Here is a 19,180-nt window from a genome sequence, read left to right as displayed (position 1 = left end):
TATAGGTTTCAAAACCATGTCCTAGTAGAACACAGCCCTGTTATCTTCAATTTCCGCCTTGTCTTTAAGGGCATTGTACACCCCACTATTGACACGGTTGGCGGCACTGGTGCGCAAACTGTTCGCATAAGTGCTAAAGTTTTCCATGGCGGGGGCATCCTCTTTTTTGGTCACCTTTACCATATAAACCCCAGATTCTCCCTTAATCAATCCAGAGGTCTGGTCTTGGTTGAGGGCAAAAGCAGTCCCCACTACCAAAGGTTCTCTTCCCGCTCCTGCCAAAGTAGGTGCTTTAAGAGTCACCGAAGTAGCACTGCTCAAGCTCACGTTGTTATCGGAGGCTATCGCATCCATGGCCTTTCCTTGATTGGCCGCAATGATCTGCTCTGCCTTTAGTTCTTTTCTGATTTCAGGTAAAGCCGTTGCCGAAGCATCCTCAGGGGTCATAAGGCCTTTTTTGTACTTCTTGGTCAACTGTACCACGGCATAGCCGTTGTTGACATTAAAACGTCTGATATCGCCCACACTGGTCTCTTCATTGAAGGCCCATTGTACAATGCTACGTTGTGAGCCCAAACCGGGAAGGTTCTCATCCATCTCCTTGATCTTGTTCACAGGTCTTACCGTATAGCTACTTTCCCTGGCAATGTCCCCAAAATTCTCTGGTTCGGCATCCAAAGCCGACATTTCAAACTTGGTGGCATTGGTAAATAGCGTATTGATGGTCTCTTCGGAAGGCTCTATTTCCCTAGAAAGGGTGGCCACTCGAAGCACATCTTGCTTATCATCGACCTTAATGACATGGAATCCAAACTGGGTCTCCACCAAACCAATGGTCCCAACAGGATTGCCAAAACAAAAATCGTTGAACCCATCGGCCATTACACCTTCCTCAAAATACCCTAGGTCTCCACCACGGGGTGCAGAAGGTCCATCTGAATGTTCCCTTGCCAAAGAAGTGAAGATAGCTCCCTCTTTTTTGGCCTCTGCCAAAATTTCCTTGGCCTTGGCCTCCGCTTCTTCCTTGGTCCTCGTGATGCTTGGATTGGCACGCTCGGCACCTTCCCAAGTAAAGAGAATATGGCTTGCTTTTACGGTTCCATTGGCTTTTCTGTCCATAACCTTGGAAACCTTAAAGAAGTCCCCATCCTTGTAAGGACCATACACCTCACCAATACTCATGGCCATTAGGGTATCTGCAGCAATAGCTGGCAGTTCGTTCTTCCTTTTATAAATCGTATCGTATTTGGTATCGGAATTCCTGTCCAAGAAAGCAGCCATATCCGTGGTGCTCCTAAACCCGGGAATGGTATCCGTTGTGTCGTTATCTTCGTTGTATTCAACCGTATCGCCAAGTAGTGAAGTAATGGCTTCCTTTACGGCACTTTCATCTTCAGCAGATGGCTTTTCCTCAAAATAGATAAAGCGGACATCCCGAGCCCTTTCTTGTTCGAACTCTTTTTTATGATTGCTGATGTAGGCCTGAATCTCACTTTTGGAAACTTCGATGGTGCTGTCGGCAATGGAGGTATAAGGTACTCGAACATACTGGATATCCACCTTCTCGTTGGCCAATTTGTAATCGAATTCCCCTTCGGCAAGGGTGGCGCCAACGCCTCCCTTGATCAGGTTAAAGTACAAACGCTCCTTGGCAGCTTCGATGATGGCCTGCTCATCTTGCAACCAGGCTTCGTAGCGTAGGGGATCGTTCACTTTCCAATCGGCAATGGCACTTTTAAAGACCTCTTCGTTGAAGATTCCGTTCTCATCCAAGAAATCGGGAATCTGGGCATAGCCTGAGGTTTTTACAAACTCAATGATCTGGTCACTTTCCACATCAATCCCCAAATCCTCGAACTGTTGGTTCAAGATGGTTTTTCTCACTTCCCGGTCGTATACCGTGTTTACCAACTGGGTGGAGGAGAAATTGGGTCCAAACTGTCTAGAGGCAGTTTCCACCTGTCTTCTAAAATCATCAATGGAAATACTTTCTCCATTTACCTCAGCCACTGCGGAACCTACTTTGCCTCCTCCTGCAAAATTGTTGCTGGAAAAGACCCCAGATATTACAAAGGCGAACAACGCCAAACCAATGATCAAAATCAGTACGGTCGTCCGTTTTCTAATATTCTCTAATATTGCCATTTTACTGCTTGTTTTCTTTATTTACGGTGGGCGAAAATACCACTTTCTTTTCAAATAGGAAAGCTTAAAAAAGCGTGGAATTTATTAATCCTCAGTATGAACGCGCACCATGACCAAATCAATTTTGGTGTTGGACACCTCTAAAATGTGAAAAGTGAAATTTTCTATTTTCACTTCGGAGTCCTGTTCGGGAATCTCACCGGTCTCGTTCATGATCAATCCACCGAGGGTTTCATACTCTTCTCCTTCGGGAAGTTCCAACTTATAGTTCTCGTTGATGTAGTCCACCTCCAATCGCGCTGAAAACTTATAGACATTCTCACTGAGCTGCTCTTCGTGAAGGTCCGTACTATCATGCTCGTCCTCTATCTCACCGAACAATTCCTCAATAATATCCTCCACGGTAAGTATCCCTGCCGTACCGCCATATTCATCCAATACCACGGCCATGCTCTTTCTTTTTTTGATGAGTACGTTCAGAATATCTTGGATGAGCATGGTCTCAGGGACAAACTCCACGGGCAACAGAATGCTCTTAATGGTCTTGGGTTTTTTAAAGAGCTCGTAGGAGTGCACATACCCAATGATCTCATCTATATTTTCCTTATAGACCAATATCTTGGAATAGCCCGTTTCCGAGAACAATTTTGCAAGGTTCTTTGGGGTTTCCCCAAGCTCAACGGCCGTGATTTCCGTTCTTGGCACCATGACCTCCCTAGCCTTTACGGTAGAAAATTCCAATGCATTCTGAAATATCTGGATCTCCGAATCCACTTCGTCCTCTTCCTCCACGGTCTCCATTTGCTCGGTAATATAATCTCCCAATTCCAACTTGGTGAAGGACAGTTGCACCTCATCCCCATCGGTCTTAAAAAACACCTTGAGGATGATGTCCGAAATCTTGATCACAAAGCTCGAAATAAACGAGAACAGTACATAAAAGACATATGCCGGTACCGCAAAGAACTTCAATAGGGTGTTGGAATAAATCTGAAAGAGCACCTTGGGTAAAAACTCCGCTGTGAGCAAAATGATCAAGGTGGAAATCACGGTCTGCGACAGTAGGCTGAAATCTGTCAACAAGGCATTTAAAAAGTCAGAGGACGTGGGCAACAGGCTTTGGAACCAATTCATGAGCACATCCCCCATAAAAAGTCCGTACACCACCAAGGCAATATTGTTTCCAATAAGCATGGTAGCTATAAACTTTGAAGGTTTTTGGGTAAGCAAGGTCAATACTTTGGCCAAAAAGCCTTCTTGCTTTTTCTCAATTTCAATATGGATTTTGTTTGCGGAAATGAAAGCAATCTCCATTCCCGAAAAGAATGCTGAAAATAACAGCGACAGGGCTATTATGGTAAAAGAGAAGTCCAAAGCTATTGCTGATTGTCCTTTTGTCGTTGTTCAAACCGTTTGCGATATCTCCTCCTGAACCAAAACATGGCAATGGAGACCACCGCAAAGAAGATAAAGATATAGGTTTCCTGTTGGGCTACGCTCCAAAGGGTAATGATCTTATAGATGGATACTACGGCCACGGCCAAGTAGAGGTATTCGGTATAACGTAAAATTCTTATCATGTCTACTCTTCTATTTCTTTTTCCTTGATGGTCATGAGACCATATGTTTTGTGCGCCTTGAAGAAACTAAAATCCCGATTGAAATCCATTCCTTCGCCATCCATTACGGTACCATCCTCGGGGTTGGTATAGGTAAAGGCTTCCTCGGTAAAGATCCAATTATTTTTTCTATCAAAAAACAATTGTGGGGTTTCCAGCTTCTTCCCATCATGGGTTTCAATGACCACATTGCCCTGTAAATCGTACAAATTGGTCTGCAAATACACAATCCCGTAATCTGCTGTGACCACACTTTTCTGGTTTTTATCGTCAAAAAACTCCACCTGAAGCCCCTCTGGAAAGGTCTGGAACTTAAAGTTTTGATTGTCAAAATCCTCAGACAATGGGCTGGTCAGGACCGCGACCACCTTGGATTTGGCCGAATCCTGTGAGCTCATGGCCTCCACGGTCTCGGTATAGGTAAAGGTAAAGTTTTGTGCCACCCTTTGTGGGAAGACCGGTTTAATGGCCTCTTCGCCCACGCGCTCATAGTCGTCCTTACAGGACATAAAAAGGATTGCCACGGTAAAAACCGTGGCAAAACACTTTAAAATATTTTTGGATGTCTGTTTCACATTACAGATTGGGAACCGCAATACTACCTCCAACCCAGCAGCTGAACGTAATGGTCTTTCCTGCCATTCCAGAACTAAAGATCATCTCTTTGGTTGGGGCTTTGGCATTGTAACTTGCTGCAGTCTGGTTGGCCCTACCACTCAAAGAGGGATCTACCCTTCCGGCCTTTCTTGCCATATCAGCGGCCTTCCAGTAGATGGCTCTTTTCTCGAATGCAGTGGTTCCACAATCGTTGGCACTACCGGCATATAGGTTGGCGATCAACAAATAGGCTTTTCCATTGGCAGGGTTGGCATCAACCGCTTTTAAAGCATAGCTTCTAGCTTGCGACTTACTGCTTCTGCGAACAATAGTGGCGATTTTGTATAGGATATTGGATTTTTTGTACGAATCCGTTTCTAATTCCACAGCCTTGTTAAAGTCTGCGATAGCTCCTTTGTTGTCTCCCGACTTTTGCTTCAACACACCCCCATACATATAGGCATCTGCGGAAGGATCAAGCGCCAACTGGGCCTCGAACAACTTTCGGAACATGGGGTCGTCCGTACACTCTTTGGAGAACATTCTTCCCACGGCACGTTTTACCCATGTTACGTCTCCTTTCTTTTCCTCATAACTCTTTTCGTAGAGAGGGATAAGGTTGTCACAATCAGCCAAGGCTCCCAACTTGGAGTCGATACTGGCTCCTACCTTTCCATAAGACTCTGAGTTTGTACTGGCCACCCTTAGCATTCTCTTCTCTTTGGAAGTAATGGTGTTCGCAGAATCCTTGGGAAGTAATTTGGTAACAACATCGGTCAACTTCTTGTTTTCCTCTTCCACCTTTTCCGTTACGTCATCATAGGTATCAAAAACATCTTGAAGGTCTTTTTTACCAGAATCATGCAAGTTCACCAAAGCTGAAAAATATAGGTAAAGGGCCTTGGGGTTCTTGAAATTGGAACGATCTTCCTTAAAAGCCTTGTCCAACATTTCGAACAATTCATCATCGGATGCCATTTTGTTATCGTATAGCAAAAGGGCCTTATCAATTTCAGTTACGGCTGTGGGATAATTTTTTGGAAAGTATTTCCCACTGTTATCATATAGGGACAACAATTCCTGGATATACCCGTCTTTGTCGGCACCGGAAGAGTTATCAATTTTGTGTGCCAAGATTTTCTCACCATAGGAGAAATTGGCCTTGTTGATGTCTGGGCAGCTTTCGTAAACCATTTTCCATGGTTCGTAAGCGGCATCATAGTTTTTTACTTTAGCGTGTTCTGCGTAAATGGAAAGATTGGTCATGCACTCTGGGTTTTGTGCTTGAGCCATACTTAATCCCGTCGACATAATGGCCGCTATCATCGTTAAGTAGTGTTTCTTCTTCATCTTACTAATTTTAAAGTGGTTAAAGTACAAATTTTCATTAAAAAATCCTGTTAAAGGGACTTATATGGGTGGTTATTTATGAATTCTCTAAAAAAAAGGTATCAATTTATTTTTCTCTTAACAAACCATCGGTCATTTAAGGATAACCCAACATTGACCTTAAAATAGCTTTCCTCGATAAGGTTCGCGTCCGTGGTTCCTCTTCTTCCCAGCTCAAAACCAAGGTTAAGATTGGAGAAGGAGTTGCCCAACGGTAATCCAAGTCCAAAAGTTATGCCAAAGTTATTTATCTCTTTATTGTTCACTACCAAGCCGCTTACATCGTATCGCAAACCTGCCCTATAGGTAATTCTTTTAAAATAGCTGGTGATGGAACGGTAGTCCGGAACATAATACCCTCCAAAAGAATAGGTAGCCGCATCATTATAGGTTACATTTTCCAAGCCTAGGAACGTATTTTCAAAATCCCCGAACTGCTGAAAACTGTACTCTCCTCCCAAAAACCATTTTTTATTCTCTCCAAAACCCAGACCTACCGTGGTACGGGTCGGTATTTTCAATTCTGTGTTCCTAAGGTTGTCCGCATCCAAATTAACATCCAACACTTCTATCTCTTCCCCTGTGACCAACGAGAACGAACCCAGCTTGGCCGAGTTCTTGGAAACGAGGTTACCTTGGGTGTTCACCAAGACCGAAGCATATAAGGTATATTTATCTTTTATGGTGGGGGTATAGTTCAGGGCATACTTAAAATCGTACCCGTTGATGCGGGACTCACGGTCGTCCAAGGTTCCAAACTGGACATCTTCCACGCTTTGGATCCTTCTGTATTCCAGTGTGCCAAAATTGTAGCTCGCCGTGACCCCAAGACTCAAGTTTTTTATAGGCTCAAACCCCACCGAAGCATATATTCGGTTAAGCCCCCCTTCTCCGGTAAAAACATTGGTAACGGAAGCTCCCCCTGTGGTTGTTCTTTCATCCCTGAGGCTATATCCCACGGAAGAAAGTGGCATCAGCCCAAAGCCCATCCCCATATTTTTGGCCAGTGGAAAACCAATTGCCAAATAATCCAAGTTGGTAACGGAAGTATTTTGTTGTTCGGACCAGTCCTTGAGCCTGAACTCGGTATGGGAAATCCCCGCGGTATACGCAGTAAGTTTCAGCTTTGAATATGCTGCCGGATTGGTTAGGTTTATGTGGATGCTGTCCGCATACATGCTAACTCCTCCCATCATTTGGTTATCTACCGTCCCATTGTTCCTTAGGTCTCCTATTCCAAAGTATGAGTACGGTGATATTGTACCGTTTTGCGCAAAAATGCCATGGGCAACCACGCAAAAAAAAGCGATCAAAAATTTCCTAACCATCTAGCTTTTGTTGTATTCCAGCAAGTAATTTAGTCCCTCCAAGAGAAATTTAGGGTTCGCAAATATGGTGTTTTTTAGCCTTTTGGCAAAAAAATGGGAGTCACCGCCTGTTAAAATAACTGTTAAATGTTCAAAGCGGGCACCATACTGGTCTATTATACCATCTACCTCACGGGACACCCCATTGATCACGCCACTGTGCATGGAAGTATGGGTAGAATTGCCAATAAAGTCCAAAACCTCTTCCGGTTCCAGCAAGGGCAATCCCGCGGTTTGCTCGTGCATGGCACGGTAGCGCATCCGTACGCCAGGCGAAATGGCGCCTCCCACATACTCTCCCGCATTGTTCACCATATCATAGGTAATGCAGGTACCGGCATCGATCACCAGGGTGTTGCCCCGGGGGTTGCGATAAAAAGCCGCGGTGGCCAAGGCCAACCTGTCCACCCCAAGGGTCTGGGGCGTGGCGTAGCTGTTTTTAAAAGGCACCTTTGAACTGTTGGAAAGCACATGCACCTTGCAAAAAAGGGACAGCACATCATGCTCCTTTTTGTCCATTTTCCCTACCGAACTGATCAGTGCGTGCCCAATTCTGGGGTATTGTTCAAAAAGCTCCTTGATCTGGGAAAGGAACAGGCCAGACCCTGAACTTTGGTCATACAGCATCCTACCGTTTTCAAAAACAGCATATTTCACCAAGGTATTGCCTACATCCACGACCAAATTCATGACACAAAGATCGAGAATTGAAAAAAAACCACCGCCTTTTTCCAGATTTTGTTTGTAAATCCTAATTTTGAAATTATATTTGCACCCGCTTAACGGCATGGTACCTTAGCTCAGTTGGTAGAGCAACGGACTGAAAATCCGTGTGTCCCTGGTTCGATTCCTGGAGGTACCACAAAGTGGTAACTACATAAAGCCCATCCAATTTGGATGGGCTTTTGTTTTGGAACAAAACGGAATCGAAGTGATTTTTGCGTCTAGATTAAAAAGTAACTGACTGAAGTTCCTTTCCCAACTCATGAATGGTTCCTTGAATCAATTTAAGACGCTCCTCGGAAACGGTAGCCCTACCCGTTGCATATTGGCGCATTAAAGAAGGGTTTATTTTTGCCCGCCTTGCTATTGCGGTGATTTTTACCTGCGGAACAAGGTAAAAGAAAGATTCAATATTCATTTTAAACTCGTATCCATTGATGGGTACAACTTCATCTATCCAATCCTCTTCCAATTCCACGGCAGTTTCAACATAATCATCTACCGCAACTTTAATGTTCTTTTTCAATTCTTCTAAAGTATCGCCATAGGCAGATACAACGCCTGGAAGATTTTGGGTAGTGCCCCAATACGTTCCATCGTTTGATTTCTCCACAAACACTTTTACTAATGCCATTTCTCCTGTTTCTATTGATGCCTTGCAAACCAACCCCGGAGTTTTATTCGATTCCGGCCTGTTTTAAAATAGATTTCACTGTCCCCAAGGGAACATCCTTCTTTGGATGCGGTATGGTTACAAGCCCTTTTTTCCTTGGGTGTTTAAAATGGTGGTGGCTTCCTTTGGTCCTGACCAATTTCCAACCATCACTTTCCACTATCTTAATCAATTGACTTGATTTCACCAAACAAAATTATAACAAAATTGTTATATAACAAAATTGTTATATTTAATTTTAATGATGCGGGTATGGAGGCACTATGCTACAAGCTGCCATCTCGCAGAAGTAGAGCAACTACTTGTAGCCATTGTTGGCAACAGTTTTTATTTCTTTTTTATTTTAAAATTTAGAGCGTTTTGTCCATTAAAGTTTCTTCGGTCATAAAAAAATAAGGAATCATACCCGATTATTCTCTTTGGAGAAACCCTCTCCCCATTTTTAAAGTAGACATTTGGTTTTTTATTTCCACTCGAACTTAGGTAAATCGATTCCGTTATATATCCAGTTCCATTGGAGTTGATTTTTAAATTTTTTTCATTTTTTGGATGAACGACCAAATTGATTTCTCCGACAAAATTGTCCGGTACAATTATTTTTAAAGGTGGGGAGTAGATGTAAATATGAAGTCCTATCGTAATTATGGACGAGACGACGGCGAACAGTGTCCAAAATGTATACTTTTTTAAGATTGGCTGTAGGAATGCAGCAAGAATTGTACCTACAATACTTACCCCTATTCCACAAATAATAAATGACAATATGAAGGGGAACCAAAATCCGTACGCAGATGGCAGATTTGCCATTTTAATAAGCAAAGTGACGAACAGTATCGATGATATCAACCATAAAATTCTTCTGTACTTTGTTTTCATCTAATTGTTGCCAACTTGTTCATAGAAACCCAAACACATCCCCATACCCCCAAAATAAGCATAAATACCGTGATAATCAGCGCATCTCATTTTCCAAGATCAATCCTTAAACTCAAAAAGCTTGGAAATATCAACTTCCATTGCCAGAGCCAAAGTCACCAATGTTTTTAAAGTTATATTGGTTCTTCCATTCTCTATTCTTGATATGGTAGTCTTATCATAATCACAAATAGAAGCTACATCCAATTGAGATAATTCCTTACCCTCTCTGACCTCTTTAATGCGTTGGCCTAATTTCTTTTGGTAGGCGATTAATATTTCGTCGGTTATTGACATAGATGTCAATATTAGTTTCTATATTCGCTGAAAGGGTAAACACATATGTCAACTTTATAGTCATGGAACATTCAGAATTTTTATCTAAAAACTGGCGGAAGCCAAATCCAAGCCCCCTACAAACCATTAATGATTTTCTCCACCAAAACTCCCCTGTCCCCTTGTACCTTACCTTTGCCAGCTTGGAAATCCAGAACCACCAAAACGGGCAATTGCTGCAACAGGTGCATAGGCCGCAGGGCCATGTGATCCTCCAGAAAACCCCACAAGAGGGCGTGGCCCAAATAACGGTGCTGGACTATATGGTGTTCCCCTTCTCCTTTCAATTTGGCATGCCCCACGCCCAAGGGCCCCATGAGGGCCAAATGCTGCAGCTGCCCCGCCCCCTGCACCAAGGCAGCTGGTTTGTGGACCATGATAAACTGCAGCTCTCCTTTTTCATAGATCCCCCTGACCCTTTTCTACGGCTACAGGTAACCCACGTGTACCAAGGCATACTGGTGCGCAACCACTGCTGTGCCCCTTGTTGCGGATAAGCTGTGGAGCCAACATTGGGCATTAGTTTCTTTCGTTTCCTTTTAAGTGTGTGTCTCAGGGGCCCATACCAAATCCCATGATCCTAAATGAAGTATTTATAAGCCGTTGTTACCAACGGCTGGGCCATGGGTTTTTGTGTACTTGCAATTTCTTATAGTCGGTGTTGCCCACTGCTTTATTCAGTCCTTGCCTAGAACGTATGTTTTAAAGACATACTTCCACGGAGTGAAAATAATTGGAATTACAATAAGCATGAAAATTCGCACCCAATCTTCGGCTTCACTACCCGCCAGTTCCCCATTTTTCCATAAAGGATATGCAACAAAACCAAGCCAAAGTCCTTTATATAAAAACATAAAGAGCATGATCGGCAGCATTTTTAAAGTGTGGAATATTCCTAAACCCGATAATGTTGTGTAAGCTGCAATAGAGCACCAGGCAATAGCTATTTCAGCTTCCCAGGGTCCATTGTGTGTTATTAATTCTGTCCATGCATCTTTGGCCGCAAAGAAAAACATGAGAAAGAAAAATAATTTTAAGACATACACTTTAATTGGCCAAACGCCTTTATACTTTGAAGATGGACTAAAACTAGCACTAAAGAAGGATTGAACTTTCATGGTTACTTGGTAAGTATAGAATCATGACGAAAGCACACCATAATTGTTACATAAAACAGGAAACGCCACACAACACTCTCGCCCATAGTTTTTTGCACACTATAAATTATGTATGGCCATTTGTGTTTTCGTTTATTTTAATAAATCAATTATAACATTTCCCCTTTTTCTTCCAGTGTCAACATATTCGTGGGCTTTTACTATTTCATTAAGTTTAAAGGATTTGTCAATAAAAGGCTTTAATGCTCCGTTTTCAGCCATATTTTTTATCAACTTAAGGTGCTCATCCTTCTCTTTTGTCAACATTTTAACCGAAACGAAAACACCTCCGGTTTTTAAAACTTTTTTTGCCCTCGCTTTTGTAGTTTTTCCAACCGCATCAAAAATCACATCAAATTTCTCACTGCCTTCGGAATAATCCTCTTCTTTATAATCCATAAGGCTATCAGCTCCCAATGATTTTACCATTTCAAAATTCGAAGTACTGCACACCCCTTTTACGTTTGTTCCTTTATTATGGGCAATTTGTACAGCGTAGCTTCCAACACTTCCGGAAGCACCATAGATCAAAACGCTTTGGCCTTTTTTTAAATTGGCTTTCTCCAAAAGGTACATTGCCGTCATTGCTCCAATCGGTAACGCCGCCGCTTCTTGGTAGGTCACGTTTTCCGGTTTTAACCCAACAACACCATGTTTCCATTTTTGGGGAAGGCAAATATATTCGGCATACGACCCTGAACTTAGCATTGTAGTGGTGCCGAATACACTATCCCCAATATTGAATTTAGTGACACTTTTCCCTGTTTCTTCCACTATTCCGGCCAATTCATGTCCCAAAATTTTCTTTTTGGGTTTAAAAAGTCCAAAAACCAACCTGGCCGGAAGCCAGAATAAAGGCGGGAAATCAGAACTGCGAAGTCTTACATCCCCGGAAGTAACCGTGGCTGCATGTATTTTTACCAGGACCTCATCATCTTTTGGTTTCGGTCTTTCCATATTCTTTAATTGTAGGACTTCTGGTGGACCGTATTTTTCATAAACTACTGCTCTCATATTTGTTTTTGGTATTCTGGAAATGACACACAATCTGCATATAGAAAAGTAAATCACATCCCTACACCTCCAAAATAAGAATAAAACCGATTATTGCGAAGCAATACCCAAAGGCACCATACCACTAGATGCCATTTTGTGGCAGCGGGTATTAAGAACTGCCTAATTGCGATTATACAATGTTGCCACGGTTTTTTATTCCAGCCCATAATCTCCATTTGCCCATTTTATGGTTGGCCCAATCCATTCTTCTAGCGGTTTGAACAAAAATCCGTGTCCCATTCCTGTATTCAGTTCAATTTCTTTAAAGTTCTTTATTTCACAGGTCGAGTTTTCTTTTCTTCGGATTGCGGATACTCCAAAAGGATCGGTTTTTTCGTAAATGGTCAAAATGTTTCCGCAAAAGTTGATTTCGGGAATATTTTCCAGATCGTTATTTCTAAAACTCGCCACGAACACAAAGTTCAGTTCAGGGTTGTTTGCCAAAGTAGAAACGTATTGGGCAATATACCCCCCTTTTGAAGTACCGACTATGGTTATTTTGCTGGGTTCGATTCCATTTTCCGTCAGACTGTCTATTTGGTTTACAATTCCAACGGCATAGTCACGGGCGTTCACATTTCCGTTTCTTTTTTCGCTGATGACTTTCAGTCCGCTTTTTTCAAATTCCGCCAAGATTTCTTTGTATTCGGTCCGTCCGAATTCTGGGTGCGATTCGTCCAGTTCATGTTCTTCTAAAAACCGGTTGTGAAGAAAGAAAATAAATCGGTCGTCTTCATTTTCTCCGCAAGCAAAAGCTGTTGAGCAAAAAAGAACCACTATTACAAAACGTATTCTCATTGATTTTTGAGGTGATTTTTCAATATTGACCACGACTTGTTCATACAAACGCAAAACACACCCCACACCTCCAAAATAAGAATAAAACCAATCATTGCATAGCAATACCCGGAGGCACCATGCTACAAGATGCCGTCTTGCAAGAGCAGGGCAATGAATTATGGCCATTGTTGTGCGCTGGCATTATTTTAAACGTGCCGAAAACCCATCTAATTTATTCCAAATATCAATAAACTGTTGCCACCCTTCTTCTTCTAAATCAGTATTCACAATTAAAATTCGCCCTAACTTGGTTTTCGGGTTAAAAAACATAAATGTCGATACACCTGGGTCTCCACCTGTATGACCAATATGCCCATTTGGTGTAAATCCCATAAATATTCCTGTATTGTACTCATCAGAGTAGTCCCTTGCACCTCTATCAATAAAATTATCTTCTCCTAATTGTTCCTTAAACAGTGTTTTATAACTTTCTGCACTGAGTAAGCTTCCACTTCCAGAGTAACCTCTAATCAATTCTGAAAGAAATAAACTCAGGTCATTTGCAGAAGTAATAAACCCACCATCTGGATAAGTAATTAGTTTGTAACGAGGGTATTCTGTTTGGTCTGTTTTATAAAGCATGGAATACTTTGATACGTCAATTGCATCGAAAGACCAACCAGAATTCGACATTTTGTAAGGCTTTAAAATGTATTTGGTTGTAAAGTCATCATATTTTTCGCCAGTAGCCATTTCTAAGACGATTCCAGCTAAAGTTGCGCCAATGTTAGTGTATTCAAAAAGTTCTCCGGGCTTATTTTTTAGAAAGCCATCTTTCTTGTAAAGTTTTCCATCTGTGGTCAGAATATCCTTCAAAAATTCTTTCATTGGAATATCAATATCCAGCTTGCCAAAATCATCTTTTAGAACATAACTTTTGTCGTAAAATTCAGTGTCTTTTATTGTAGAAGTATGGGTAGCTAAATGATTGATGGTTATTGGTAATTCGGGATGATAGGGATTTTTAACTTTAAAAGGCAGATATTTCTCTATTGGGTCATTAAGATTTAACTTTCCCATTTCCTGTGCCTTAAGCAGTGAAACACCTAACAAAGTTTTTGATATTGAAGCAATATTTTGAATTGTGTTTTCAGTATATGCTTTTTTGGCCTTAATATCTGAAAAACCAAAGCCGTTTTGATAAAGGGTTTTATGTTCATTTACAATAGACACCGACAATCCATTTATATGACCTTGCTTATAGATTTTGTTGAGTTCTATTGTTAACGAGTCTGCAACAGCTAGACTTTCTTGCATTGAAGCTTTTTCTTTACTTGACTTTACATTACAAGAAAACAGAATTCCGATTAATACTATAAGTATGGTTTTTTTCATATGGTAGATTTCTCTGTTTGCTGGTAACTCGTTCATAGAAACGCAAAACACACCCCTACACCCCCAAAATAGAAATAAAACCAAGCATTGCATAGCAATACCCAGAGGCACCAGACCACAAGATGCCATACACAGGAGTAAAACAATGAGCTACAAACGGTGTTGTAAAACGTTTTTTATTCAGGGTAGTATTCATACTCTTTCAATTCTTCTAGTCCCTTATCTATTTGTTTTCGCCATTCCATTTGTTCTGTTTTATTGAAGCGAACCTCTTTGTCATATTCATTTTGTACCGTCGAACATCTTTCTAATATTTTTTCAGATAAATTACTGTAAGCTGAATTTTCATAGACATTTTTTTTAACTAATTCTTCATATCCCTTCCTCAATTTTCTAATATATAACTCCTTAATATCAAAGTGTAATTGCTCATGAACCAATAAAAGGGAATCATTAGAAATAGTCCATGAGAGGGATTTGTAGAAATAATTTAGTGGATATGGAACCATATTTCCATTCTTATCCATTTTATGAATAAAAATCGGGCCAGTCGCAGTTTCCGCAGCTGTATGTATACCGGAGTGATTCTTTGGTGTTTTTGACTTACCATTAAAGTCTTTCCATGATAAAGGGCGTTCTTTTGTCCATAGAATCAGAGTGTCATTTTCTATTATTACATCTTGTCCAAATGAGATAAATCCTATTAATACCGATATGATTACTATTCCTTTTTTCAAAATGTTTTACAACTTGTTTATATGGAACACACCCCCACACCCCCACACCCCAAAACAGGAATAAAACCGATCAGTGGCATTGTTTTTAGCGAAGCTACACCCGGCACCTCTCCACAACATGCCATCTTGCAAGGGCAGAGCAATTACTAATTGTCATTGTCACCCACAGGACTTTTACCCTTTTTCAAATCTTGCCGCTAGACAACTGTCAGGATCTCCTAGTACAATAAGAATAATTGGATTTTTGTCTTTAAGATATATTTTCCAAGAGGTCCAAAAATCCTTCAAGTCAGTTTCTGCACTGTCAAATTTCACTCTAACATTTAATTCCGCAGTTCCTTCATCGAAACCGGCTGTCCAATGTCCAAATGCTCCGACAGTTGTAGAATCCAATTCATGATAATGTATATGATCGAAAGTCCCTTTCGGTATACCTGTCATTTCGAAAGTACCATCTACATTTAATTCCAGTTTAGCATTTTGGGCTTTATCATATCCGGGAACATGGTTTAGTGTTCTTTGATCAAATTGGTATTTTCCTATTAACAATTCATTCTTAGGTTTCTCATCGAATAAATCCAAATCAGAATCCCAAGGACAGGGAATTAATCGACAACTTGATATAAATACTAAAGCCGCCAATACATATGTCCTGATTTTTATTTTAGTCAGCAAACTTGTCATGTTTTTTACAACGGTCCCGGCCAAGACTTCGTTCTTGGTCTTCTTAAAAGTAGGGAATTTAGTTAAGGCAGGAGGAAACAATGAATTATGGCCATCGCTGGTAGTAGTTATTTTTTATCTTGTTTATTCCAATTCCGTATAGTATTCTCCATGTTCTGTTCTGTCATTTTTTGCATTCTAATTAAGGTCCTCACTCCGTGAATCATAATCATTGATGCTTTTCCCGTTTCAATTAAATATTTCTGCTCTGTTCCATTTGCAAGTTCCACTAATCCAAATGTCAGTGAGGCGTCTTTATATCCTTTAAAATCTCCATATCCTTTGTCTTTCGCATTAATCAAGTTTCCAATGGTTGTAGTTCCATTTTCACGTGTAATTAATTTTTGGCTGGTCAGAATACTATAGTTTTCGGAATCAACTACTATTGAACATATAATCAGTTCATTTTCCGCTAAACCAATATTCAGTCCTGAATATGGAAAATCCGAATTCGATTCATAAAATTTTGTCCATTTAAAATCATATGGTTTTATAGTACTTCTTTTAATCGAGGCAACGGAAATATTATGTTTCGATTTATCGGTCTTTCTCATTCTAATTACCACCAATATTCACGGATATGATTTCGTTATCGCAGGCGACTATCGCGGGACAGAATCATTCCCGAGGGTTTTAATTTTATTAAAAGTAGGGAATTTAGTTCAAGGCAGGGGGGAACAATGGATTATAGCCGGTGTTGTAAGGCGTTTTTTTATTAGGTTATTTCAGTTCTTCTTGGAATTTTTTCCAATTCCAGCATTCTTTTCGGTATTAATTCAGATTGGGATATTTCAATTATCTCCTCATTTCTCCCGTCTGCTTTCCACTTTGTTTTAGCCGAAATTTTAAAAATTCTGTCATTTTTGTTCCTTTCATATGGCAAAGTATTTTTAAAATCAGTCCAGAAGCTTATTTCGAGCTTTTCTAATTTATTTATGTCACAATTATGATTCAAAAAATGTTCAGGTAACCAGCTTAAATAATCGTCCATTAATTGTCGGCTTTCATCCGTATCGGCTTGATTTGGTTCAATCGATTTATTTTTAAAATCAAAAGTCACTTTGCTCTCAATTCCTAGATTATGCAATTCAATCAGCACATTTACAGCAAGTCTTCCACTTTTCATATAGTCAATACTAATTAACGAATGAGTGAAATTGTGAATTGCTGATTTATAATTTTTGTACTTCATTGTGTTTTTCTCAAATGCCACATAACTTGTCCATAGGAACACAAAACACATCCCTACACCCCCAAAATAAGCATAAATACCTTGATAATCAGCCTAGCTTATTTTCCAAGATCAAAAAGCTCTTCAATACTAATTTCAAGAGCTTTGGCAATTTTATGCAGTTGAAGAAGATTGGCTGCCCGCTCACCGCGCTCAATTCTGCCTATCATGTTTCCATGAACCTTGGCTTCAAAAACCAAATCCGCTTGGGTCATTCCTTTTTCTTTGCGTAAGCGCCGTATCCGAGCACCAAATTTCAAGAGATACTGTTCTTCTTCTTTTGTCAAGTCTTTCAGCATAGCAGCAAATTGCCCATTCCCAAAACCGAATAAAAACACCGTATGGTGTTATTTTGTGATATTTTACCTACCTTCCGTCTATAAAATCCCCAAATTCTATAATCTACTATGCCAACACCTTCCATTTTATCCGCCTTTGACCGCTTTCTCCACCAAAACTCCCCTGCGCCCTTGTACCTTAGCTTTGCCAACTTGGAAATAGGCAACCACCAAAACGGGCAATTGCTGCAACGGGTACATAGGCCGCAGGGCCATCTGATCCTCCAGAAAACCCCACAAGAGGGCGTGGCCCAAATAACGGTGCTGGACTATATGGTGTTCCCTTTCTCCTTTCAATTTGCCATGCCCCGCTCCCAAGGACCGCATGAGGGCCAAATGCTGCAGCTGCCCCGCCCCCTGCACCAAGGCAGTTGGTATGTGGACCATGATAAACTGCAGCTCTCCTTTTTCATAGACCCCCCGGACCCCTTTCTACGGCTACAGGTAACCCACGTGTACCAAGGCATACTGGTGCGCAACCATTGCTGTGCCCCATGTTGCGGGTAAGCCGCGGAGCCAACATTGGGTATTGGTTTCTTTCGTTTCCTTTCAAGTGCGTATCTTAGCGGCCCATACCAAACCTTAATACCCAAATGAAATACGTTACAACCCGTTTTATCCAGATCTTAGGCTGTATGTTGTTATTGCTGCCTGTTTCCCTACACGCCCAAGAAGAAATCCTTAACCTGAACAAACCGGAAAGGGAAGCTTGGTTTTCCGAGCAAGGTTTTGGCATGTTCATCCATTGGAGTGTGGATGTGGAACTGGGCTCCGTGATCAGCCACTCGCTGGTCGGGGCATCGGAAGATTACACCAAACGCTATTTTGAAGAGCTACCAAAGACCTTCAACCCCAAGGCATTTGACCCCGAAAATTGGGCCAAACTGGCCAAACTGGCCGGGATGCGGTACGTGATGTTCACCACCAAGCACCATAACGGCTTCTGTATGTACGATACCAAGACCACGGACTACAACATCATGAACACGCCCTTTGGGCGGGACGCCACCCGCGAGGTCTTTGATGCGTTCCGAAAAGAAGGCATTGCCATTGGCGTATACTTTTCCCCGGACGATTTCCACTTTTTATATGAGCAGGGCGTTACCATCAGTCGGGTAGATCCCAAGGCCAAGGCTTCCGGCAACCCAGAACTCAACGCTTTTGCCAAAAAGCAGTTGCGGGAACTGTTGAAGAACTACGGTAAGGTAGACCTGATCTTTCTGGACGGCATGGAGCAATATGCCGAGACCGAACTGGCCAAGGTGGCCTGGTCCATGGACCCGGACATTATAGTGACCCGTGGCGTAATGCACACCCCGGAACAGAACACGCCCAACGAACCCATGCCCGCCCCTTGGGAGGCTTGCTACACCATGGGTACCCAATGGCAGTACAAACCCACCAACGAGACCTATAAAAGCGGCAAGGATATTATTGAACAACTTATTGAGATCAGGGCAAAAGGCGGCAACTGGTTGCTGAACGTGGGCCCAAAACCGGATGGCTCATTGCCCATTGAGCAGGAAGAGCGCCTTCGCGAAGTGGCCCTTTGGCAGTTTGTGAACGGGGAGTCCATCCATGAGGTGGAATCTTGGGGCGTGATCCGCGAAGGGAACATCTGGTTCACCAAAAAGAAGAACCAGAATACCGTTTATGCCTTTATCACCAAAGAGGCCATGCCCTTTGGAAAACGGAAGGCGTTTACCCTAAATTCCGTAAAAGCGGGTCCCAATACCAAGATCAGCGTTTTGGGACAGAATGGAAAGGTGTTGGAGTACGCCCCGAACACGGACCCATCACCCAAGATCTTGTCCACGGAAGGCGGTCTTACCATAAGCGTGATGCGATCGCAACGCCTCTACAACGACCAGACGTGGCCCAACCCGGTGGTGGTGAAGATTGAAGGGGTAGAGTTCCAAAATCCGTAGAAGACCGAAGCGCTTAGCGACTACCTAGACTCAGGTCAAATGACTTTAAAGGGCTGTTTTTCACCCGTCCA

At 41.9% G+C, this 19,180-nt stretch carries 23 protein-coding genes and 1 tRNA gene; 5 read left to right on the top strand and 19 right to left on the bottom strand.

Annotated features, from left to right (window positions below; genetic code table 11):
* Nucleotides 1–21: 21 nt before the first annotated feature.
* The 7 genes from ACPD8L_RS13115 to ACPD8L_RS13085 all read right to left on the bottom strand — a co-directional run bounded on the left by ACPD8L_RS13115 (nucleotide 22) and on the right by ACPD8L_RS13085 (nucleotide 7,807).
* Nucleotides 22–2,145: a peptidylprolyl isomerase gene (locus ACPD8L_RS13115; RefSeq protein WP_423943735.1), complete on the bottom strand. Its 2,124-nt coding sequence runs from the start codon at nucleotides 2,143–2,145 to the stop codon at nucleotides 22–24.
* A gap of 84 nt (nucleotides 2,146–2,229) precedes the next feature.
* Entirely contained in the window at nucleotides 2,230–3,519 is a 1,290-nt protein-coding gene (locus ACPD8L_RS13110) for a hemolysin family protein (RefSeq protein ID WP_116216249.1), read from the bottom strand.
* Between the two features lie 2 nt (nucleotides 3,520–3,521).
* A complete protein-coding gene (locus ACPD8L_RS13105) occupies nucleotides 3,522–3,725 on the bottom strand; it encodes a hypothetical protein (protein ID WP_116216250.1) in 204 nt (67 codons plus the stop codon).
* Between the two features lie 2 nt (nucleotides 3,726–3,727).
* On the bottom strand, nucleotides 3,728–4,339 hold the full coding sequence (gene lptC, locus ACPD8L_RS13100; RefSeq protein WP_116216251.1) for an LPS export ABC transporter periplasmic protein LptC: 612 nt from the start codon (nucleotides 4,337–4,339) through the stop codon (nucleotides 3,728–3,730).
* 1 nt (nucleotide 4,340) lies between these two features.
* The gene (locus ACPD8L_RS13095; protein ID WP_116216252.1) at nucleotides 4,341–5,711 is read right to left on the bottom strand and encodes a hypothetical protein; all 1,371 of its coding nucleotides are present in this window, start codon (nucleotides 5,709–5,711) and stop codon (nucleotides 4,341–4,343) included.
* Between the two features lie 101 nt (nucleotides 5,712–5,812).
* Complete coding sequence (gene bamG, locus ACPD8L_RS13090; RefSeq protein WP_116216253.1) at nucleotides 5,813–7,078, bottom strand: BamG family beta-barrel-assembly machinery protein; 1,266 nt, start codon at nucleotides 7,076–7,078, stop codon at nucleotides 5,813–5,815.
* Nucleotides 7,079–7,807 (bottom strand): type III pantothenate kinase, encoded by a 729-nt coding sequence (locus ACPD8L_RS13085; protein WP_423943733.1) that lies wholly within the window; start codon nucleotides 7,805–7,807, stop codon nucleotides 7,079–7,081.
* 99 nt (nucleotides 7,808–7,906) lie between these two features.
* Between ACPD8L_RS13085 and ACPD8L_RS13080 the strand changes: the two genes are divergently transcribed.
* Nucleotides 7,907–7,979, top strand: a tRNA-Phe gene (locus ACPD8L_RS13080).
* A gap of 87 nt (nucleotides 7,980–8,066) precedes the next feature.
* On the opposite strand, the gene ACPD8L_RS13075 is transcribed toward ACPD8L_RS13080, so the two are convergent.
* From ACPD8L_RS13075 to ACPD8L_RS13065, 3 genes are all read right to left on the bottom strand, one after another.
* Nucleotides 8,067–8,474 (bottom strand): type II toxin-antitoxin system HicB family antitoxin, encoded by a 408-nt coding sequence (locus ACPD8L_RS13075; RefSeq protein ID WP_423943732.1) that lies wholly within the window; start codon nucleotides 8,472–8,474, stop codon nucleotides 8,067–8,069.
* Nucleotides 8,475–8,517: 43 nt separating this feature from the next.
* A complete protein-coding gene (locus ACPD8L_RS13070) occupies nucleotides 8,518–8,685 on the bottom strand; it encodes a type II toxin-antitoxin system HicA family toxin (RefSeq protein ID WP_423943730.1) in 168 nt (55 codons plus the stop codon).
* A gap of 803 nt (nucleotides 8,686–9,488) precedes the next feature.
* Nucleotides 9,489–9,725 (bottom strand): helix-turn-helix domain-containing protein, encoded by a 237-nt coding sequence (locus ACPD8L_RS13065; protein WP_293304357.1) that lies wholly within the window; start codon nucleotides 9,723–9,725, stop codon nucleotides 9,489–9,491.
* A gap of 62 nt (nucleotides 9,726–9,787) precedes the next feature.
* Between ACPD8L_RS13065 and ACPD8L_RS13060 the strand changes: the two genes are divergently transcribed.
* The gene (locus ACPD8L_RS13060; RefSeq protein WP_423943728.1) at nucleotides 9,788–10,261 is read left to right on the top strand and encodes a hypothetical protein; all 474 of its coding nucleotides are present in this window, start codon (nucleotides 9,788–9,790) and stop codon (nucleotides 10,259–10,261) included.
* Nucleotides 10,262–10,441: 180 nt separating this feature from the next.
* Here ACPD8L_RS13060 and ACPD8L_RS13055 read toward each other — a convergent pair whose 3' ends face one another.
* From ACPD8L_RS13055 to ACPD8L_RS13035, 5 genes are all read right to left on the bottom strand, one after another.
* Nucleotides 10,442–10,882 carry a hypothetical protein gene (locus tag ACPD8L_RS13055; RefSeq protein ID WP_423943727.1) on the bottom strand — a complete coding sequence of 147 codons (441 nt, stop codon included), beginning with the start codon at nucleotides 10,880–10,882 and terminating at the stop codon, nucleotides 10,442–10,444.
* 132 nt (nucleotides 10,883–11,014) lie between these two features.
* The gene (locus ACPD8L_RS13050; protein WP_423943726.1) at nucleotides 11,015–11,968 is read right to left on the bottom strand and encodes an NAD(P)-dependent alcohol dehydrogenase; all 954 of its coding nucleotides are present in this window, start codon (nucleotides 11,966–11,968) and stop codon (nucleotides 11,015–11,017) included.
* Nucleotides 11,969–12,130: 162 nt separating this feature from the next.
* Complete coding sequence (locus ACPD8L_RS13045) at nucleotides 12,131–12,775, bottom strand: alpha/beta hydrolase (protein WP_423943724.1); 645 nt, start codon at nucleotides 12,773–12,775, stop codon at nucleotides 12,131–12,133.
* A gap of 183 nt (nucleotides 12,776–12,958) precedes the next feature.
* Nucleotides 12,959–14,152 carry a serine hydrolase domain-containing protein gene (locus ACPD8L_RS13040; RefSeq protein ID WP_423943723.1) on the bottom strand — a complete coding sequence of 398 codons (1,194 nt, stop codon included), beginning with the start codon at nucleotides 14,150–14,152 and terminating at the stop codon, nucleotides 12,959–12,961.
* Nucleotides 14,153–14,328: 176 nt separating this feature from the next.
* The gene (locus ACPD8L_RS13035; RefSeq protein ID WP_423943722.1) at nucleotides 14,329–14,889 is read right to left on the bottom strand and encodes a hypothetical protein; all 561 of its coding nucleotides are present in this window, start codon (nucleotides 14,887–14,889) and stop codon (nucleotides 14,329–14,331) included.
* Nucleotides 14,890–14,910: 21 nt separating this feature from the next.
* Between ACPD8L_RS13035 and ACPD8L_RS13030 the strand changes: the two genes are divergently transcribed.
* Nucleotides 14,911–15,039 carry a hypothetical protein gene (locus tag ACPD8L_RS13030; protein ID WP_423943720.1) on the top strand — a complete coding sequence of 43 codons (129 nt, stop codon included), beginning with the start codon at nucleotides 14,911–14,913 and terminating at the stop codon, nucleotides 15,037–15,039.
* 24 nt (nucleotides 15,040–15,063) lie between these two features.
* Here the strand turns inward: ACPD8L_RS13030 and ACPD8L_RS13025 are convergent, their stop codons facing one another.
* The 4 genes from ACPD8L_RS13025 to ACPD8L_RS13010 all read right to left on the bottom strand — a co-directional run bounded on the left by ACPD8L_RS13025 (nucleotide 15,064) and on the right by ACPD8L_RS13010 (nucleotide 17,142).
* Nucleotides 15,064–15,573, bottom strand: coding sequence for a hypothetical protein (locus ACPD8L_RS13025; RefSeq protein ID WP_423943718.1), 510 nt, complete (start codon nucleotides 15,571–15,573; stop codon nucleotides 15,064–15,066).
* Nucleotides 15,574–15,680: 107 nt separating this feature from the next.
* Nucleotides 15,681–16,166, bottom strand: coding sequence for a hypothetical protein (locus tag ACPD8L_RS13020; RefSeq protein WP_423943716.1), 486 nt, complete (start codon nucleotides 16,164–16,166; stop codon nucleotides 15,681–15,683).
* 161 nt (nucleotides 16,167–16,327) lie between these two features.
* On the bottom strand, nucleotides 16,328–16,804 hold the full coding sequence (locus ACPD8L_RS13015; protein WP_423943715.1) for a hypothetical protein: 477 nt from the start codon (nucleotides 16,802–16,804) through the stop codon (nucleotides 16,328–16,330).
* Between the two features lie 98 nt (nucleotides 16,805–16,902).
* Nucleotides 16,903–17,142: a helix-turn-helix domain-containing protein gene (locus ACPD8L_RS13010; RefSeq protein ID WP_423943713.1), complete on the bottom strand. Its 240-nt coding sequence runs from the start codon at nucleotides 17,140–17,142 to the stop codon at nucleotides 16,903–16,905.
* A 108-nt stretch (nucleotides 17,143–17,250) separates the two neighbouring features.
* On the opposite strand from ACPD8L_RS13010, the gene ACPD8L_RS13005 reads away from it, so the two are divergent.
* Nucleotides 17,251–17,688, top strand: coding sequence for a hypothetical protein (locus ACPD8L_RS13005; RefSeq protein ID WP_423943712.1), 438 nt, complete (start codon nucleotides 17,251–17,253; stop codon nucleotides 17,686–17,688).
* Nucleotides 17,689–17,774: 86 nt separating this feature from the next.
* Complete coding sequence (locus ACPD8L_RS13000; RefSeq protein ID WP_423943711.1) at nucleotides 17,775–19,109, top strand: alpha-L-fucosidase; 1,335 nt, start codon at nucleotides 17,775–17,777, stop codon at nucleotides 19,107–19,109.
* Nucleotides 19,110–19,180 lie beyond the last annotated feature (71 nt).

This window comes from Flagellimonas algicida, from assembly GCF_049629585.1.
GTDB lineage: Bacteria > Bacteroidota > Bacteroidia > Flavobacteriales > Flavobacteriaceae > Flagellimonas.
The sequence above is the reverse complement of the archived record's forward strand: the minus strand, read 5'-3'. Positions and strand labels throughout refer to the sequence as shown.